Genomic DNA, 14,998 nt, shown 5'->3' on the forward strand with positions numbered 1-14,998 from the left:
GGAATGCGGGCGCCGAGCGAGTGGAAGCGTTCGGGGTTTTTGAGGAACTCCACGACTTCCACCAAGTCCGCTTTGGCTTCGTCGCATCCCGCCACGTCCGAAAACGAGAGCTTGATAGAGCCTTCGGCGAGCATGTGCGCGCGAGACTTGCCGAAGTTGCCCGCGGCGTCGCCCGCACCGCCGCCTCGATTGCCGCGCAGCAAGTAGATCAGCAGCACGCCGATGAGCGCGATGGTGAGCAGGGTGGACAGAATGGAAACCCACGAGAATTGCGAGATTCTCGCGACGTTGACCGAGCCGTCTTGCGGAATCTTGGCGTTGAGGTTGTCGAGGTCGATGAGGGGATCTCCGGCGAAGGTACGCGTCTCGAAGCGCGCGCCGTTTCGAAGTTCGGTCGTGAAGTTGCCCGTGAGGGCGACGGTCGCTCCCTCGTTCGTGAGGGTGACGACTTGGACTTGACGTTTGTCGAGGGCGTTCGCGAAGGTGGACAAGCTGACGGCGTCGCTGTCGGGTCGGGGAGCGGCGACGGTGACGATGACAATGACGGCGACGACTGCGCCGAGCAGCCACCACACCCATGTTCCCTGCTTCATGCCCTCAGTGTAGGCCTTGGCGCCGAGGCGCCATGAGAACTCCACGACGAAATTCGTGAAGATAGGGGTTTGGCGCACGTCCTGTGGAGCATTCCTTAACTTGATACGACCACGCTCAAGTCTGTTGACAGAGTGTAACTGTATGCTTATGATGGATGCGTTTCAGAACTGTTTCCACGTCGGGAACAGAAATTCAGCACCAGGAGAACACTTCATGCCTAAAGCTGTCGGAATCGACCTCGGAACCACCAACTCCGTCATCGCCGTGATGGAAGGCGGTCAGCCTGACGTCATTGTCAACGCCGAAGGTGCTCGCACCACCCCGTCCGTCGTGGCGTACAAAGGCGAAGACCGCCTCGTCGGTCAAATCGCCAAGCGCCAAGCGGCGCTCAACCCCAAGGCGACGCTCTTCGAAGTCAAGCGTTTCATCGGACGCCGCTGGGACGAAGTCAGCGAAGAAGCCGCGCGCGCACCCTTCACCGTCAAGGAAGGCCCCGGCGGTTCCGTTCGCATCGAGGCGAACGGCAAGGACCTCGCGCCGGAAGCCGTGAGCGCCGAAGTGCTGCGCAAGCTCGTGAACGACGCGTCCGCCAAGATCGGCGAGTCGATTCGCGACGTCGTCATCACCGTGCCCGCCTACTTCGACAACTCGCAGCGCGAAGCGACTCGCCAAGCCGGTGAAATCGCCGGGCTCAACGTTCTGCGCGTCATCAACGAGCCCACCGCCGCTGCGCTCGCGTACGGTTTGAACAAGAAGGGCAACGAGACGGTGCTCGTGTTCGACCTCGGGGGCGGTACGTTCGACGTCACGATCCTCGAGCTCGGCGAAGGCGTCTTCGAAGTCAAGTCCACCGCGGGCGACACGCACCTCGGCGGCGCGGACTTCGACCAGCGCATCGTGAAATGGCTCGCCGAAGAATTCCAAAGGGAACACAACTTCGACCTTCGCAAAGATCCGCAAGCGCTGCAGCGTCTCATCGAAGCGTCCGAGCGCGCCAAGATCGAGCTCAGCCAAGCGACCGAGACGACCATCAGCCTTCCGTTCATCACCTTCGATCCCGAGACCCGCACGCCGCTGCACCTCGAGCGCGCCCTCACGCGCGCCAAGTTCGAAGAGCTCATCGGCGACCTCCTGCGCCGCGTGCGCGAGCCTGTCACGACGGCCTTGAACGACGCGAAGCTCAACGCCTCGCAGATCGACGAAGTGATCCTCGTCGGCGGTTCCACGCGCGTTCCGGCCGTGAAGCGCATCGTTCGCGACCTCACGGGCAAGGAACCCAACGAGAGCGTCAACCCCGACGAAGCCGTCGCGCTCGGCGCGGCCGTGCAAGCGGGCATCATCCAAGGTGATGCCACCCTCGGCGACATCGTGCTCGTCGACGTCACGCCCCTCACGCTCGGCGTGGAAGTCAAGGGCGGCATGGTCGCGCCCCTCATCACGCGCAACACCACCGTTCCTGCCAAGAAGACCGAGATCTTCACGACGGCCGAGAACAACCAACCCGGCGTCGAGATCAACGTGCTGCAAGGCGAGCGCCCCATGGCCGCCGACAACAAGAGCCTCGGACGCTTCAAGCTCGAAGGCATTCCGCCCATGCGCGCGGGCACCCCGCAAATCGAGGTGACCTTCGACATCGACGCGAACGGCATTTTGCACGTCACGGCGCGTGAGAAGACCAGCAGCAAGGAAGCCAGCATCCGCATCGAGAACACCACGACGCTCGACAAGACCGAAGTCGACCGTCTCGTGCGCGAAGCCGAGCAGAACGCCGCCGCCGACAAGGCGCGCCGCGAAAAGGTCGAAGCGCGCAACAACCTCGACTCGCTGCGCGTCCAAGCTCTGCAGCAACTCGAAGAGAAGGCCGACGCGCCGCAAGAACTCAAGGACCGCGTCAAGGCCCTCGCCGACGAAGCCGAATCGGCGGTGCGCGACGAAGACGACGCCAAGATCGCCGACGTTCAAAAGCGGCTCGAGGACGCCTTGCGCGAACTTATGACCGCGCAAGGCAGCGGCGGACAAGGCGGCGCGGCGGGCCAGCCTCAGCAGGACGACGTGATCGACGCGGACTTCAAGCCCGCCGACTGATCGCGCACCGCGACGGCCCTCAGGGGCGGGTTTGATACCCGCCCTTTCTCATAGGTCCCGTGCCGTAGGCTAGGACGATGTTTCGACGCAGGAGAAAAGACATGACGCAAGACGAGAAGAACAACACCGACCTCAGCCCTGAGCAGGAGGCGCAGGTCGTCGAGGTCGAGCAGGAGCAGGCGACGAGCGTGGAAGACGAGGACGACGCGTTCGACCCGGCGATGTTCGCGCAGGTGCAGGAAATGATGGAGAAGTTGCAGCGCGCCGAGGAACTCGAGCGGGAACTGGGCGACCTCAAGGGCCGCTACGCGCGCCTCTTGGCCGACTTCGAGAACTACCGCCGCCGCACGAACCAAGACGTTCTCGACGCGCAAGGCGTCGGCGTCGCCAAGGCCGCCGAGGAGATGATGCCGATCTACGACGACCTCACGCGGGCGTTGGAATTCGGCAAGAACGATCCTTCCAAGATCGTGTCGGGGCTCGAGAGCGTCTCCGCGCTCATTCTCCGGACCTTCGAGAAGCTCGGCCTCTCGCCGACCGGCAAAGAAGGCGAAGCCTTCGATCCCGCCTTCCACGAAGCCCTCAGCGTCGTGCCGGGCGAACAGGACGGCGTGATCCTGCAAGTGTACCAAGTGGGATTTCGCATGGGCGACCGACTCGTGCGTCCCGCGCGCGTCGTGGTGAGCCAAGGCAGCAACTGAGAATTCGAGGGGCGGCGGTCGCTGTTCGGCAACGAGCAGGGCCGCCGCGTCGTACTAAGGAAAGGAGAGGCGACGAGGTCACTATGGCTTACAAGGACTACTACGAAATTCTCGGAGTGCCCAAGAGCGCGTCCGAGGCCGACATCAAGAGCGCGTACCGCAAGCTCGCCAAGCAATACCATCCCGACAAGAACCAAGGCGACGAGGCCGCCGCCGAGAAGTTCAAGGAGATCGGCGAGGCGTACGCCGTGCTGTCCGATGCCGAGAAGCGCAAGCTCTACGATCAATACGGCCACACGGGCTCCATTCCGGGCGGAGCGTACGGAGGCGGCACGGGTGACTTCGGCGGCTTCGACCCCAGCCAGTTCAGCGACTTCTTCCAAGGGCTGTTCGGAGGGCGTGGCAGCGGATTTCGCAGCGGCAACATCGACCTCGACGAGTTGCTCGGCGGCCTCGGCGGAGGGCGGCGCTTCGTGCAGAACGTCGAGGGCGAGCTCAACATCACCCTCAAGGAAGCCTTCTCGGGCACCGAGCAGACCATTCAAGTCGGGGACCGCCGCATTCACGTGCGCATCCCGGCAGGCACGCGCGACGGCGCACGGCTACGCCTCGCGGGGCAGGCGCCGGGCAACGGCGACGTGCTGCTGACGGTGCGCGTCCTCGACGACGCGCGCTTCGAGCTGAACGGCGACGACGTCACGACCGTCGTGGACGTTCCCGTGACGACCGCCGCCCTCGGCGGGAAAGTGAAAGTGCCGACCTTGCGAGGCAACGTCGAGATCACCGTTCCGGCGGGCAGCAGCGGCGGACGGACGCTGCGCCTCCGCGGTCAAGGCTGGCCGCGCGCGGGCGGCGCGGGCGACTTGTACGTCAAGCTCAATCTCACGCTGCCCGCCGCGTTGACGCCCGAGGAACGGGAATTGTACGAACGGCTCGCGCAACTTCGTTCCAACGCCGCCGCGAGTTGACGCTGCCCTACGTTCGGGCCGTGTCGAGGCTCAAAGCGTGAGGCGTGAGATGTCGAGCCGGAAAGGACGCAAGGGCGACGGGCCGCCGTGCACCAACGTTGCACGGCGGCCCGCGCGTGCTTCGAGCGGAGACTCTTCGTGACCGCCCCACCGGAAACGCGACTTGAAACTCGCGCGGGGAATCCACTGCACGATCCGCTCGGCTCGCGACAACGACATCACGGCTTCCCGCGTCTCGGCTCGACGTCGGCTTGAGTCACACTTCTTCCTGGGCGAACGCCGCAGTCACGCCGAAAGGCCTTTGGTAAGGTGCGCGGTATGCGCCTCGTTTTCGCCGCGATCCTCACGCTCTCGCTCGCCGCCTGCGCGCCCCGAGCGACCGCGCCCTTCGATCCGAACCGTGCCTTGAATCCTGATGATTTCGGACCTCAGCCCGCGCGCGTGGAATGGTGGTACGTCAGCGGCTACCTGCCCGACGACGCCATCGCCTTTCACTGGGCCCAATTCAAGGTGACGGCGCGCGGCATTCCTTACACAGCGTCACACGTCGCCGTGACGGACTTGCGAACCGATCGCCTCTCCTTCCAAGAGCAAAATCGCGGACTCGTCACGTACCGCTTTCCTCCGCTCGAGATCGGGCAGGGACGATGGAAGCTTCGGCAAGAGGGAAGCGCCTACACGTTGAAGGCCGAATCGATCGACGTTCGCCTCACGCCCACGAAGCCCAACGTCATCCACCCGCCCGGTTACTCGGGAACCGCCGAGGTCGGACGCCTCTACTATCAATCGAACACCCGCATGACGCTCGAAGGAACCATCGCGGGCCGACCCGTGAAGGGTCTCGCGTGGCTCGATCACCAGTGGGGCGACCAACTCGCCGGGACGGCCGCGCTGTGGGACTGGTTCGGACTGCACCTCTCGAACGGCGTGGACCTCATGGTGTACCGCGTGAAGGATGGTCGGGGCCGAGTCGTTCAGCAGTTCGGTTCGTTCGTGGATCCGTCGGGCGTCGCGCGCAATCCCACGAACGTGCAACTCACGCCGATGAGAACGTGGACTTCGTCCTCGAGCCACACGTACGGCACCGCCTGGACCTTGAGCGCCGACGAGTTCGAACTGCAAGTCGAAGCCGTCCGAGAAGACCAGGAGTTGCGGTCACGCACGACGTACGTCGCGTACTGGGAAGGTCCCATGAAAGGACGTGGCCGTTGGCGCGGCGAACCGGTCGAGGTCGTCGGCATGGGCGAGTTCGTAGGGGGTGCCCTGCCGGGCTCGCCGATCGCGCCGCGCTGAAATTTTCACGTGCGGCCGCAAGGAACTTGCTAGCTTTTGCTTCATGCGCTTCGCCGCCATCGCCATGACATTTCTCTTCGGCGGCGCGCTCGCCGCGCCGAACCTTCCCGCCCCCCTCGCCCACGAAGAAGTCCGCGTGCCCAATCCGTTCGGTGACGCGTACCTTCTGCGGCCCACCTCCTGCCCCGTCACGGGCTGTCCGCTCATCATCGTCGCCAACTCACGCGGCCTGAGCGCCGAGAAGGCGCTCGAGCGTCCCAACTTGCAAAGCATCTTCTCGGAACTCACCCGCGCCCGCTTCGCGGTCCTCGTGTCGAACGATCCGACCGGTCGCGCGTGGGGCCGTCCGGACTTTCTGCGCTACCTCGGCGAAATTCGCACCGACGCCAGCAAGCTCTTCGAGTTCAACGGCCACACCTACACGCTCGGGTACTCCATGGGCGGCATCGCGGCTCTGATGGCCGCTTACAAGAACGTCTTTCCGGTCTCGGGCGTCGTCCTGCTCGACGGCCGAGTGAATCTTCTCGACGCGTGGCAAGGTTCCGACGCGGCGCGCGTGCGAGAAATCGCCGACGCGTACGGAATTCGTACCAACGATCCGCTGCCCGTCGCGGACGATCCGCTGCACGGCTACAAGGGGCCGCGCGAGGCGAGCCTTCCGATCCTCATAGCGGGCAGTCCGGACGACAAGACGGTGTCACTGTTGCACAACGGGGAGGCGTTGTTCGCCCGGACGACCTCGCGGGAAAGTCGATTCGTGCGCTTGACTGGCCCGCACTTGGGGGCGTCGCACTTCGGGCCGGAGTTCACGAAGCCGATGCTGGCCTTTTTGGAGAGGTTGGAGCATTTGGCCCGAGCGTCGAAGAGAGAGGTCGGGCAGCCTTGAGGAGCGTGGAGGGCCCGGAAAGGCTCTCCACGCTCAAGGCGCCACGGCTCGTCTCAAGGCGTGAGTCGTTCGATCTTCCACCCTTCGGCCTGCCGGGTGTACTGAAAGCGGTCGTGCACCCGACTCGGTCGCCCTTGCCAAAACTCGAAGGTGTCGGGCACTACGCGGTAGCCACCCCAGTGACCGGGTCGCGATACGTCCTGTACGAATTGCGTTCGCAGTTCCTCGAAGCGAGCTTCGAGCGCGTCGCGGTCTGCGATAGGGTGGCTTTGGCGTCCGCTGGCGTGGGCTCCAATCTGCGAGTCGCGCGGACGGGAGCGCCAGTACGCGTCGGACTCCTCGGAACTGACTTGTTCGACGCGTCCCTCGACGCGCACTTGGCGCTCCAAGCCGGGCCAATAGAACAACAGGGCCGCTTGGGGATTTTCGGCGAGGTCCTGGCCTTTGCGCGACGTGTAGTTCGTGTAGAACACGAAGCCGCGAGCGTCGAAGCCGCGCAGCAGGACGGTGCGGGCGCTCGGCCGGCCGCTCGCGCTCGCCGTGGCGACGGTGGTGGCGTACGGTTCGGGCAAGTCGGACGCGAGGGCTTCGTCGAGCCATGCGCGAAACTGCTCGACGGGATCGCCGTGAAGGTCGGCGCGGCGCAATTCGCCCTTGGCGTAGGTCAAGCGGAGCTTCGTGAGGTCCGTCATGCCTTCAATCTTGCCTCAGGACTTGGCAGGTGGGGCAGTGGTGCGTGCCGCGCTGTCCGACGACGCTCTTCTCGATGGAGGTGCCGCACCTCGGGCAAGGTTGGCCGTCCTTGCCGTAGGCGTTGTGATGAAACTGGAAGCCGCCCGCTTCACCGCTCGGCTGCGCGTAGTCTCGCAAGGTGGAGCCTCCGGACTCGATGGCGGCGGTCATGACGGCGCGAAGGGCGGCGTGCAGGCGCCTGGCTTCGTCGGGCTCGAGTCGCGTTTGCTTGGGATGAACGCCCGCCATCCACAAGGCTTCGTCGGCGTAGATGTTGCCGACGCCCGCGACGGGCAGTTGCGAAAGCAGCCACGGCTTCACGGCGGGCGCGGCGGCGGCGGCGCGGGCGAACGCGTCGGCGTCGAAGTCGTCGGACAGAGGTTCGGGGCCCATCTTCTGCAAGGTCGGCATGCTTCGGTAATTCCCGGCGGGCACGACCGCGACCTTGCCGAAGCGGCGAGCGTCCTGAAAGTACGCGGCGGTGCCGTCGTCGAAGTGGAAGGTGACGCGCGTGTGCGGCGTGTGGGTGGGGCGAAAGCTTCCTGTCATGCCGAGGTGCACCACGAGTTCCAAGGCGGGCTCTCCCGACAAGCGAGCGATGAGGTACTTGCCGCGCCGATCGAGGTGCTCGACGGTGCGTCCGTGCGCGAGATGCGTGTCGCGGTAGCGATGCGGCGCGTCGTGCTCGACGCGAACGATCGTGCGCCCGACGAAGCTCGGGGCCAACAGGCGGCGCGTGGTTTCGACTTCGGGTAGTTCGGGCATCGAAGCCAGCCTAGCAATCCTCACGAAAAACGATTGTATACAGGATGCACTCACGCGCGTGAAGCCGTGTCGTCTACCCTGAACTCGTGGGTTCTTCCCCTCGCTTCGCTTGGTGGCGCCTCGGGGGCTTCGCGGTCTTGGCGGTGTTCGTCGCAATCGGGCTTGTGCGGCCCGAAACGACGATGAACCGCGCGAATCCCCTGAGCGCCATCGACCTCGTGATCCACGAGGCGGGGCACGTCTTGTTCGGCTCGTTCGGAAACGAGTTGATCATGTTCCTCGGCGGAAGCGCGCTCCAAGTGCTGGTTCCCGTGGGGTTCGCCGCGTCGTTCGCGCTTCGCCGCGATTCCTTCGCCGCCGCCGTGATGGGCTTGTGGGCGGCGTACAACCTCGCCGACGTCGCCGTGTACGTCGCGGACGCTCCGCTTCGCGCCCTTCCCCTGCTGACGGACGATCCGGACACGCACGACTGGTACAACATCTTCTCGAGTGTCGGCCACCTGGAGTTCGCCGCGCCGACGGCGCGCGCCCTGTTCGCTTTGGCTTGGGTGACGCTCGCGATCGCGACGTTCGCGGTCCTTTGGAGCCATCTGCCGCGCGACGAAGGATGACGAAGGCGCGGGCCGCGCTATACCCTGAGCCATGACGACGATTCTTCTCACGGGCTTCGAGCCGTTCGGTGGCGACCACGTCAATCCGTCTCAACTCGCCGCGCACGCCCTCGACGGTCGTGTCTTCGGAAGCGTGCACGTCCGCTCGAAGTTGCTGCCCGTCGAAGCGAGCCGAGCGCCGAGCGCGTTGGTTCAAGCGATTCGGGACACGCGACCGAGCGCCGTCCTGCTGACGGGCCTCGCGGCGGGCCGTCCCTGGTTGACGGTAGAGCGCGTGGCCGTGAACGTCCTCGACTTCCGAATTCCCGACAACGGCGGCGTGACCCGCACCGACGACCCCATCGTCGAGAGCGGACCCGCCGCGTACCTCACGACCCTGCCTGCGCGCGCCCTCGTGGACGCTTGGCGCGCCGCGCGCGTTCCGGCGGCGATCAGCGACACGGCGGGCTTGTACCTGTGCAACATGGTGATGTACCTCGCGCGGCACGAACTCGGCGAAGGCGTGCCGTGCGGCTTCGTGCACCTGCCCGCCAACGAGGACGTGGCCCTCAACGCCAAGACGATCCTCCCCTACCTGCCGCAAAGCGAAATCGAGCGTGGCATCGGCGTCGCCCTCGCGCTCCTCGCGCGTCACGTGGCCGGCGAGGAAAGCGTGTCGCGCGTGAGCCGATCGCCTCGAACGAGCTTCGAGGTCTAGAACGCGGTTCTCAGGGAAACCGCGCCTTTCCGGGCCGCCAAGCACCATTCGGACCTCCCGACCAGTGCCAATCGCCGGGAGGTCTCGACGTGAGGCGGGCCACGACTTCGTGCAGGGGAACGCGGCGCGCGAAGCGTGTGCGGGCGTGCCACTCGCGCAAAGCCGCGTCTTCGTCCGTGGGCCGCGCGCCACGCAAAAGCGTGGCCGCGCGGTTCACGGCGAGGTCGAACAGGGCGTCGGGAGCGCTCACGGAAGGGCGCTCAGGGCAGGCGGTACGTGTCGCCGTCGCGGCGCACTTGACCGCTTTCCAGCAGACGGTCGACGGCATGACGCGCTTGGGGTTCGCCGAGCGGAGACCGCGACAAGACGTCTTGGAAGGTGAACGTCCCGCCTTGGCGGTGCGCGACGCGCAAAACCATGCGGTCGGCGATGTCGGAGCGCGGCTCGCCTTGCTGCCGACGCTTGAAAGCGCGGAAGGTGAAGAGGCCCACGACGAGGCCCACGACGAGTTCCAACGGTAGGAGGGTGAAGGCGAGGTCGGGATCGGGCGCGTTCGGGTGGGGGTTGCCGTGCGTGTACGCGATCGCGTACGCGACGAGCGCCGCCCCGGCGCCCGCCACGAGGGACAGCAGGAGACGAAGGACATCCACGCGGTCATGATAAGGCGTGCGGAAAGACGCGACCGTCGACTACGGCAGTTTCGTCGCGCCCGACGCGTTCACCAGCCGTCCGGGAACCGAGTGGCCGGAAAGATCGCCCGCGCCTCTTGCAAAAGCGCGGCGCGCTCGGCACCGTCGTAGCGATCCGAGACGTGGAACAACACGAGCTCGCGAACGTCCGCGTCACGCGCGAGCCGCGCCGCCTGAACGCTCGTGACGTGATGGTTGAGGGCAGCGAGATCCGCGTCGTCGTGGCGGTACTGGCTTTCGCACACAAGGGTCGTGACGCCCGACAGCCACGGCGTGAGGGCCGCGTGCGCGTCGTCGTCGAGACGCAGGTCGGTCAGATACGCGACGCTCGCGCCGGGCGTCTGCGTGAGGAGGGCGGTTCGCAACGCGGCGAGGTCGTGTCCTTCGTGAAGCCCGCTTTCGCCGTTCTTGAGGCGGGCGAGCCACGGGCCGGGCGCGAGGTTCATGGCCGCGAGGCGATGGGCGTCCACGTTGACGCGGGGAGCTTCGCGAACGAGGTACGCGGCGCTCGGCGTTCGGTGGTCCAGCAGGCGCACCTCGACGGTGAAGTCGGCGTGCGAGACGAGCGGCCCGTCGAGCAGACGCTCGCCGAGATCGTGACGCGTCTCGAAGCGCTCGGGCAAGGCGAAGCGGGCGGCGCGGACCCTCGGCGGGTCGACGTCCGACACGAGCCAGTCGCCGCCCGAAGTCGGCGCCAGGTTCCACATCACGCCGCGCAGCCGGTGATGCACGAACTCGCTCGTGCGCGGCGGACCCCACACGTGCACGGGCCGTTCTCGCGCCGCGTTGACGCGCAAGAACGCGTCGAAGCCCGCGACGTGATCCATGTGGAAGTGCGAGAAGAACAAGTGGTCGGTCGCCGTCACCTCGGGCCTCGCGACACCGTCGAGGACGCCTTGCCCGACATCGAAGAGCAGGCGGTGGGTGGCGCGGCCCGTGTTGACGCGGACGAACAGGGCGTTGTCGCTCGACGGGCCGCCCAGGACTTGCACGTCGAGCCCCATCAGGTGAGCCTCGAGAACACGACGGGCGCGGCGGCGTGCAAGGCGAGCGGATGCTCGCTCGGAACGCTCGTACGAACTTCGCCGCCGCCGAGTTCGCACGCGGCGTTCAGCAATGGAAGCAAGGCCGCCTCGTTCGTCACGCCCCACAAGTGGGCCCGCCCGCCTCTTTCCAGCAAGGCGCCGACGGGTCGGTCTTCGTAGGCGAGGTAGAGGGTGACGTCCGAGCGACCCTCCAGAGCGGCGGCGAGCGCCCGCGCGACGTCTTCTTCCCAGTCGGGCACGTTCCACGCGTCGCACAACACCTCCGCGAAGATCGCGACTTGCAAGCGCGAAACTTGCTCGGCGACGATGGTCGACGCGAGCGGCAAGGCTCGGAACGTTCCGACGCGCAGCGACAGGACCTCGTCGCCGTCGGGATGGGACGACGCGGACGCGAGCACCGTCGGAGCGCCCTGAGCGCGGTACCAGGTGTCGGCGCGTACGGCGCCTTGCTCGTCGAAGACGTACGCGGCGTTCGCGCCCAAGACCGGGTGGGCGGGCGCGTGCAAAACGGCGGCGCCGCGAAGCACGCGCCGCACCTTGGCGAGCGGCGTGAAGAAGTCGAGGAGTTCGCGCAGGACCTCGGGCGTGCCGATCGTCATGCGCCGATTGTAGGTGACCGCGTGCCCCGAGGCGGTGGCAAGCGGCGCGTTATTCGGGCTCGAGTTCGAAGTCCTCGAGTTCGAAGGTGTCGGGCAAGTTGTCGCTCGCCGAATCGATGGAGGGCGTGTCGAGGAAGTGCGTGCGCCAAAACGCGCGAGCTTCCTCGTCGCTCTTGAAATTCGGTACGTCGTCGAGGGACCGCACGGGCAGGAAGATCAAAGTGCTTTTCGCGTCCACACTAAAATTGAAAAACTTCACATCTCACAGTATTCTTACAAGCTTCTCCGGACACAGCGTCTCCTCAAGAAGGGTCGTGTTCGGGAACCTCGACGTCGAACAACGCCTTGATGAACTCACGGGCGTCGAAGGGCTGCAAATCGTCGGGTCCCTCGCCGACTCCGATGAATTTGATGGGCACGCCGAGCTCGCGCACGATCGGTACGACGATGCCGCCCTTGGCAGTTCCGTCGAGCTTCGTGACGACGACGCCCGTGAGACCGATCGTCTCGTGGAACTTCTTGGCTTGCGCGAGACCGTTTTGGCCCGTCACGGCGTCGAGGACGAGCCACACCTCAGCGGGTTCGCCCGGATCCGCCTTGTCGATGACGCGCTTGACCTTCTTGAGCTCTTCCATGAGGTTGTGCTTCGTGTGCAAACGCCCCGCCGTATCCACCATCAGAAGATCGAAGCCGCGCGATTTTCGCGCGGACGCTCCGTCGAAGGCGACGGCGGCGGGATCTCCCCCGTCCGCGCCTTGCACGACCGGAATGCCGAGCCGTTCGCCCCACACGCCGAGTTGCGCGCCCGCCGCCGCCCGGAAAGTGTCTCCGGCGGCGAACATCACGCGCTTGCCTCTCGAGGCGTAGTACCGGCCCAGCTTCGCAATGGTCGTCGTCTTGCCGACGCCGTTCACGCCGATCATCATGATGACGCTGCCGCGCGGCTCGACCGTGGCCCGCCGAGCGTCGGGCGTGAAGCCGAGCTTGCGCAACTGCGCGCGTCGCGCGTCGGGCTCGAGTTGCAACGTCATCGCCTCCATGAGGGCTTCTTGGAGGTCCTTCTTGCCCGAGTTCTTGACGTCCTCCAGAATCTCGGCGGTCGCGGCGCTCCCGACGTCGGCGGCGATCAGGGCGTACTCGAGGTCTTCGAGGGTCTCCAAGCGGTTGGTGAAGACGTCTTTGACGTCCACGCCAAGGGGACCCGCCATTTCATTGAGTTGCTGACGCGTCTTGGACAAGCCTTGACGCAAGCGATCGAACCAGGACATGTGCTCAGAATACTTGATGGACAAACGCGCAATGGTGCGCGTCAGGGAAGGAAAACGCGAACGCGCTACGCTGAAGGAATGACTCGCCTTCTCGTTTCCCTCACGTTGCTGTTGCTGAGCGACGTCTGTGCGCAGTCCGTCCAGGGCGTCACGTGGACACTGACGCGCATCGGCAATCTCAGCGAGCCCAAGTCCACGGTGGAAGTGGAGCGCGAAGACCCGCCCACCTTGCGCCTCGAAAACGGGCGCGCGAGCGGCTTCGCGGGCTGCAACTCCTTCACGAGTACGTACACGATGCACGGCCGCGACCTCTCGATCGCGGCGCTCGCCACGACGAAAAAGGCGTGCGAATCCAGCGTGAGGACGATTCTCGAAAGCCGGTTTCTACGAGACCTTCAGCGCGTCAACACCGCGACGATTTCCGGCAGCGTCCTCGTCCTCACGACGGACGACGGAACGATCTTGGCGTTTCGCCGCGCTCCTTAAGACGCGGCGCGACCTTCGATCGCTCGGTTCAGGCGAGCGACGACACGCCCGCGCCCGAGGGTCTCGAGCAATTCGAACATCCCCGGGCTTTCCATCGTTCCGGCGACTGCCGCGCGAAGCGGCTGCATCACCTTGCCGATCTTGAGACCCGCCGAGTCCGCGAACGCCCGCAGCGTCGCCTCGAGCGTGCCCGCGTCGAACGCGGGCGCGTCCGCGAGGGCGTCGCGCAACTCGCCGAGAACGTTCGCGCCGTCCGCGAGGGCCTTTTGCGCCTTGGCGTCGTACGTGAAGGCGTCGTCGAAGAAGTAGCTTCCCCGCTCCATGAACTCCGAGAAGGTCTCGATGCGCGGCGTCATGAGCACGACGACCGCTCGGAAGTACTCGTCGTTCGGCAAGGCGTACCCGCCCGCCGCGAGAAAGGCGTGGAGACGCTCGGCGACGTCGGCGGCGCTCAACACCTCGCGCAAGTACTTGCCGTTGAGCCACTTGAGCTTGGCGAGGTCGAACACCGGACCGCCCAGGGACACGCGATCCCACGAAAACAGGCGAACCATGTCGTCCACCCCGAACACCTCGGCTCCGTCCGGGTGGCTCCAACCCATCATGCCGAGGTAATTCAAAAGCGCCTCGGGCAAGACGCCCATCTCGCGGTACGACTGCACGGACGTGTTGCTTTTGCGTTTGCTGAGCTTGGACTTGTCCGGATTGCGCAGCAGCGGCGTGTGAATCCACGTCGGCTCGTCCCACTCCAGCGCGCGCAGGATCAGGACGTGAATGGGCGTGCTCGTGAGCCACTCCTCGGCTCGGATAACGTGCGTGACGCCCATGAGATGATCGTCCACCATCGCCGCGAGGTGGTACGTCGGAAAGCCGTCGGCCTTGAGCAGCACCTTGTCGTCGAGTTGGCGGTTGTCGAAGCGCACCTCGCCGCGCAGTTCGTCGTTCACGATCGTCTCGCCGTCGAGCGGAACTTTGAGGCGAATCACGAACGTTTCGCCGCTCGCGGCGCGGCGCTCGGATTCTTCTTGGGGCAAGTCGCGGTCGCGGCGGTCGTAGCCACGGTAATCCTCGCCGCGCTCGATCGCCGCCTTGCGGCGCGCCTCGAGCTCCTCGGGCGTGTCGAAGGCGCGGTAGGCGTGCCCGCTTTCCACGAGCTTCACGGCGTGCTCGCGGTGAAGCTCGGCGCGAAGGCTTTGCGTGTAGGGCCCGAGGTCGTCTTCACGAGCGGGCGAGGCGTCGGGCGTGAGGCCCAACCAGTCGAGCATGGCCAAGATCTGCCCTTCGGACGCCGCGTTGTAACGCGTGCGGTCGGTGTCTTCGATGCGTACGACGAACTTGCCGCCGTGCTGACGGGCAAAGACGAAGTTGTACAGCGCTTGGTACGCCGTTCCGACGTGAGGATCGCCCGTCGGGGACGGCGCGATGCGAGTGGTGACCCTGCGGGACGTGACGAACGACATGAGGCTCAGCCTAGCGGGGAACGCGAACGCGAACAAGATGAGCGAAGCGGCGTACCAGAAGCGGAAGGCGGGTGGCGTGCCGCGCTGATGAACGCGCCCGTCCTACGAAGCTCATGAA

18 protein-coding genes are annotated in these 14,998 nt (G+C 65.7%); 8 read left to right on the plus strand and 10 right to left on the minus strand.

What is annotated here, in order from left to right:
• A partial coding sequence (locus DES52_RS00005; protein ID WP_342767061.1) for an ATP-dependent metallopeptidase FtsH/Yme1/Tma family protein occupies positions 1 to 593 on the minus strand: 593 nt, incomplete at its 3' end.
• Between the two features lie 214 nt (positions 594 to 807).
• Between DES52_RS00005 and dnaK the strand changes: the two genes are divergently transcribed.
• The 5 genes from dnaK to DES52_RS00035 all read left to right on the plus strand — a co-directional run bounded on the left by dnaK (position 808) and on the right by DES52_RS00035 (position 6,527).
• The gene (gene dnaK, locus DES52_RS00010; RefSeq protein ID WP_110884727.1) at positions 808 to 2,679 is read left to right on the plus strand and encodes a molecular chaperone DnaK; all 1,872 of its coding nucleotides are present in this window, start codon (positions 808 to 810) and stop codon (positions 2,677 to 2,679) included.
• Positions 2,680 to 2,780: 101 nt separating this feature from the next.
• Complete coding sequence (locus tag DES52_RS00015) at positions 2,781 to 3,380, plus strand: nucleotide exchange factor GrpE (protein WP_110884728.1); 600 nt, start codon at positions 2,781 to 2,783, stop codon at positions 3,378 to 3,380.
• Positions 3,381 to 3,463: 83 nt separating this feature from the next.
• A complete protein-coding gene (locus DES52_RS00020; RefSeq protein WP_110884729.1) occupies positions 3,464 to 4,348 on the plus strand; it encodes a DnaJ C-terminal domain-containing protein in 885 nt (294 codons plus the stop codon).
• Between the two features lie 318 nt (positions 4,349 to 4,666).
• The gene (locus tag DES52_RS00030; RefSeq protein ID WP_110884731.1) at positions 4,667 to 5,641 is read left to right on the plus strand and encodes a lipocalin family protein; all 975 of its coding nucleotides are present in this window, start codon (positions 4,667 to 4,669) and stop codon (positions 5,639 to 5,641) included.
• Positions 5,642 to 5,684: 43 nt separating this feature from the next.
• Positions 5,685 to 6,527, plus strand: a complete 843-nt coding sequence (locus DES52_RS00035) for an alpha/beta hydrolase family protein (protein ID WP_110884732.1) — start codon at positions 5,685 to 5,687, stop codon at positions 6,525 to 6,527.
• A 53-nt stretch (positions 6,528 to 6,580) separates the two neighbouring features.
• Here the strand turns inward: DES52_RS00035 and pdxH are convergent, their stop codons facing one another.
• Both pdxH and mutM read right to left on the minus strand, forming a co-directional pair.
• Positions 6,581 to 7,219 carry a pyridoxamine 5'-phosphate oxidase gene (gene pdxH, locus DES52_RS00040; RefSeq protein WP_110884733.1) on the minus strand — a complete coding sequence of 213 codons (639 nt, stop codon included), beginning with the start codon at positions 7,217 to 7,219 and terminating at the stop codon, positions 6,581 to 6,583.
• 4 nt (positions 7,220 to 7,223) lie between these two features.
• Positions 7,224 to 8,024, minus strand: coding sequence for a bifunctional DNA-formamidopyrimidine glycosylase/DNA-(apurinic or apyrimidinic site) lyase (gene mutM / locus DES52_RS00045; RefSeq protein ID WP_110884734.1), 801 nt, complete (start codon positions 8,022 to 8,024; stop codon positions 7,224 to 7,226).
• Positions 8,025 to 8,110: 86 nt separating this feature from the next.
• On the opposite strand from mutM, the gene DES52_RS00050 reads away from it, so the two are divergent.
• Both DES52_RS00050 and DES52_RS00055 read left to right on the plus strand, forming a co-directional pair.
• Positions 8,111 to 8,635: a hypothetical protein gene (locus tag DES52_RS00050; RefSeq protein WP_110884735.1), complete on the plus strand. Its 525-nt coding sequence runs from the start codon at positions 8,111 to 8,113 to the stop codon at positions 8,633 to 8,635.
• A 31-nt stretch (positions 8,636 to 8,666) separates the two neighbouring features.
• Positions 8,667 to 9,332, plus strand: coding sequence for a pyroglutamyl-peptidase I (locus DES52_RS00055; protein ID WP_110884736.1), 666 nt, complete (start codon positions 8,667 to 8,669; stop codon positions 9,330 to 9,332).
• A gap of 10 nt (positions 9,333 to 9,342) precedes the next feature.
• Here the strand turns inward: DES52_RS00055 and DES52_RS00060 are convergent, their stop codons facing one another.
• From DES52_RS00060 to ftsY, 6 genes are all read right to left on the minus strand, one after another.
• The gene (locus tag DES52_RS00060) at positions 9,343 to 9,582 is read right to left on the minus strand and encodes a hypothetical protein (RefSeq protein ID WP_110884737.1); all 240 of its coding nucleotides are present in this window, start codon (positions 9,580 to 9,582) and stop codon (positions 9,343 to 9,345) included.
• Positions 9,583 to 9,592: 10 nt separating this feature from the next.
• Entirely contained in the window at positions 9,593 to 9,982 is a 390-nt protein-coding gene (locus DES52_RS00065) for a hypothetical protein (RefSeq protein ID WP_110884738.1), read from the minus strand.
• A gap of 68 nt (positions 9,983 to 10,050) precedes the next feature.
• On the minus strand, positions 10,051 to 11,025 hold the full coding sequence (locus DES52_RS00070) for an MBL fold metallo-hydrolase (protein ID WP_110884739.1): 975 nt from the start codon (positions 11,023 to 11,025) through the stop codon (positions 10,051 to 10,053).
• Positions 11,025 to 11,666, minus strand: coding sequence for a hypothetical protein (locus DES52_RS00075; protein ID WP_110884740.1), 642 nt, complete (start codon positions 11,664 to 11,666; stop codon positions 11,025 to 11,027). Before DES52_RS00075 ends, DES52_RS00070 begins: the two co-directional genes overlap by 1 nt.
• Positions 11,667 to 11,715: 49 nt before the next feature.
• Positions 11,716 to 11,904, minus strand: coding sequence for a hypothetical protein (locus tag DES52_RS00080; RefSeq protein ID WP_110884741.1), 189 nt, complete (start codon positions 11,902 to 11,904; stop codon positions 11,716 to 11,718).
• Positions 11,905 to 11,968: 64 nt separating this feature from the next.
• Entirely contained in the window at positions 11,969 to 12,934 is a 966-nt protein-coding gene (gene ftsY / locus DES52_RS00085; RefSeq protein ID WP_110884742.1) for a signal recognition particle-docking protein FtsY, read from the minus strand.
• 78 nt (positions 12,935 to 13,012) lie between these two features.
• Between ftsY and DES52_RS00090 the strand changes: the two genes are divergently transcribed.
• Positions 13,013 to 13,420 (plus strand): META domain-containing protein, encoded by a 408-nt coding sequence (locus DES52_RS00090; RefSeq protein WP_110884743.1) that lies wholly within the window; start codon positions 13,013 to 13,015, stop codon positions 13,418 to 13,420.
• On the opposite strand, the gene gltX is transcribed toward DES52_RS00090, so the two are convergent.
• Positions 13,417 to 14,880 carry a glutamate--tRNA ligase gene (gene gltX / locus DES52_RS00095; RefSeq protein WP_110884744.1) on the minus strand — a complete coding sequence of 488 codons (1,464 nt, stop codon included), beginning with the start codon at positions 14,878 to 14,880 and terminating at the stop codon, positions 13,417 to 13,419. The two genes, DES52_RS00090 and gltX, sit on opposite strands and share 4 nt — an antisense overlap.
• Positions 14,881 to 14,998 lie beyond the last annotated feature (118 nt).

Origin of the sequence: Deinococcus yavapaiensis KR-236 (assembly GCF_003217515.1) — a bacterium.
GTDB lineage: Bacteria > Deinococcota > Deinococci > Deinococcales > Deinococcaceae > Deinococcus_A > Deinococcus_A yavapaiensis.

Coding starts and splice junctions, on each gene's coding strand:
- DES52_RS00075 (WP_110884740.1), bottom strand. CDS start 11,666: ATGACGATCGGCACGCCCGAGGTCCTGCGCGAACTCCTCGACTTCTTC.
- DES52_RS00090 (WP_110884743.1), top strand. CDS start 13,013: ATGACTCGCCTTCTCGTTTCCCTCACGTTGCTGTTGCTGAGCGACGTC.
- gltX (WP_110884744.1), bottom strand. CDS start 14,880: ATGTCGTTCGTCACGTCCCGCAGGGTCACCACTCGCATCGCGCCGTCC.
- DES52_RS00020 (WP_110884729.1), top strand. CDS start 3,464: ATGGCTTACAAGGACTACTACGAAATTCTCGGAGTGCCCAAGAGCGCG.
- DES52_RS00035 (WP_110884732.1), top strand. CDS start 5,685: ATGCGCTTCGCCGCCATCGCCATGACATTTCTCTTCGGCGGCGCGCTC.
- ftsY (WP_110884742.1), bottom strand. CDS start 12,934: ATGTCCTGGTTCGATCGCTTGCGTCAAGGCTTGTCCAAGACGCGTCAG.
- DES52_RS00015 (WP_110884728.1), top strand. CDS start 2,781: ATGACGCAAGACGAGAAGAACAACACCGACCTCAGCCCTGAGCAGGAG.
- pdxH (WP_110884733.1), bottom strand. CDS start 7,219: ATGACGGACCTCACGAAGCTCCGCTTGACCTACGCCAAGGGCGAATTG.
- DES52_RS00070 (WP_110884739.1), bottom strand. CDS start 11,025: ATGGGGCTCGACGTGCAAGTCCTGGGCGGCCCGTCGAGCGACAACGCC.
- mutM (WP_110884734.1), bottom strand. CDS start 8,024: ATGCCCGAACTACCCGAAGTCGAAACCACGCGCCGCCTGTTGGCCCCG.
- dnaK (WP_110884727.1), top strand. CDS start 808: ATGCCTAAAGCTGTCGGAATCGACCTCGGAACCACCAACTCCGTCATC.
- DES52_RS00055 (WP_110884736.1), top strand. CDS start 8,667: ATGACGACGATTCTTCTCACGGGCTTCGAGCCGTTCGGTGGCGACCAC.
- DES52_RS00030 (WP_110884731.1), top strand. CDS start 4,667: ATGCGCCTCGTTTTCGCCGCGATCCTCACGCTCTCGCTCGCCGCCTGC.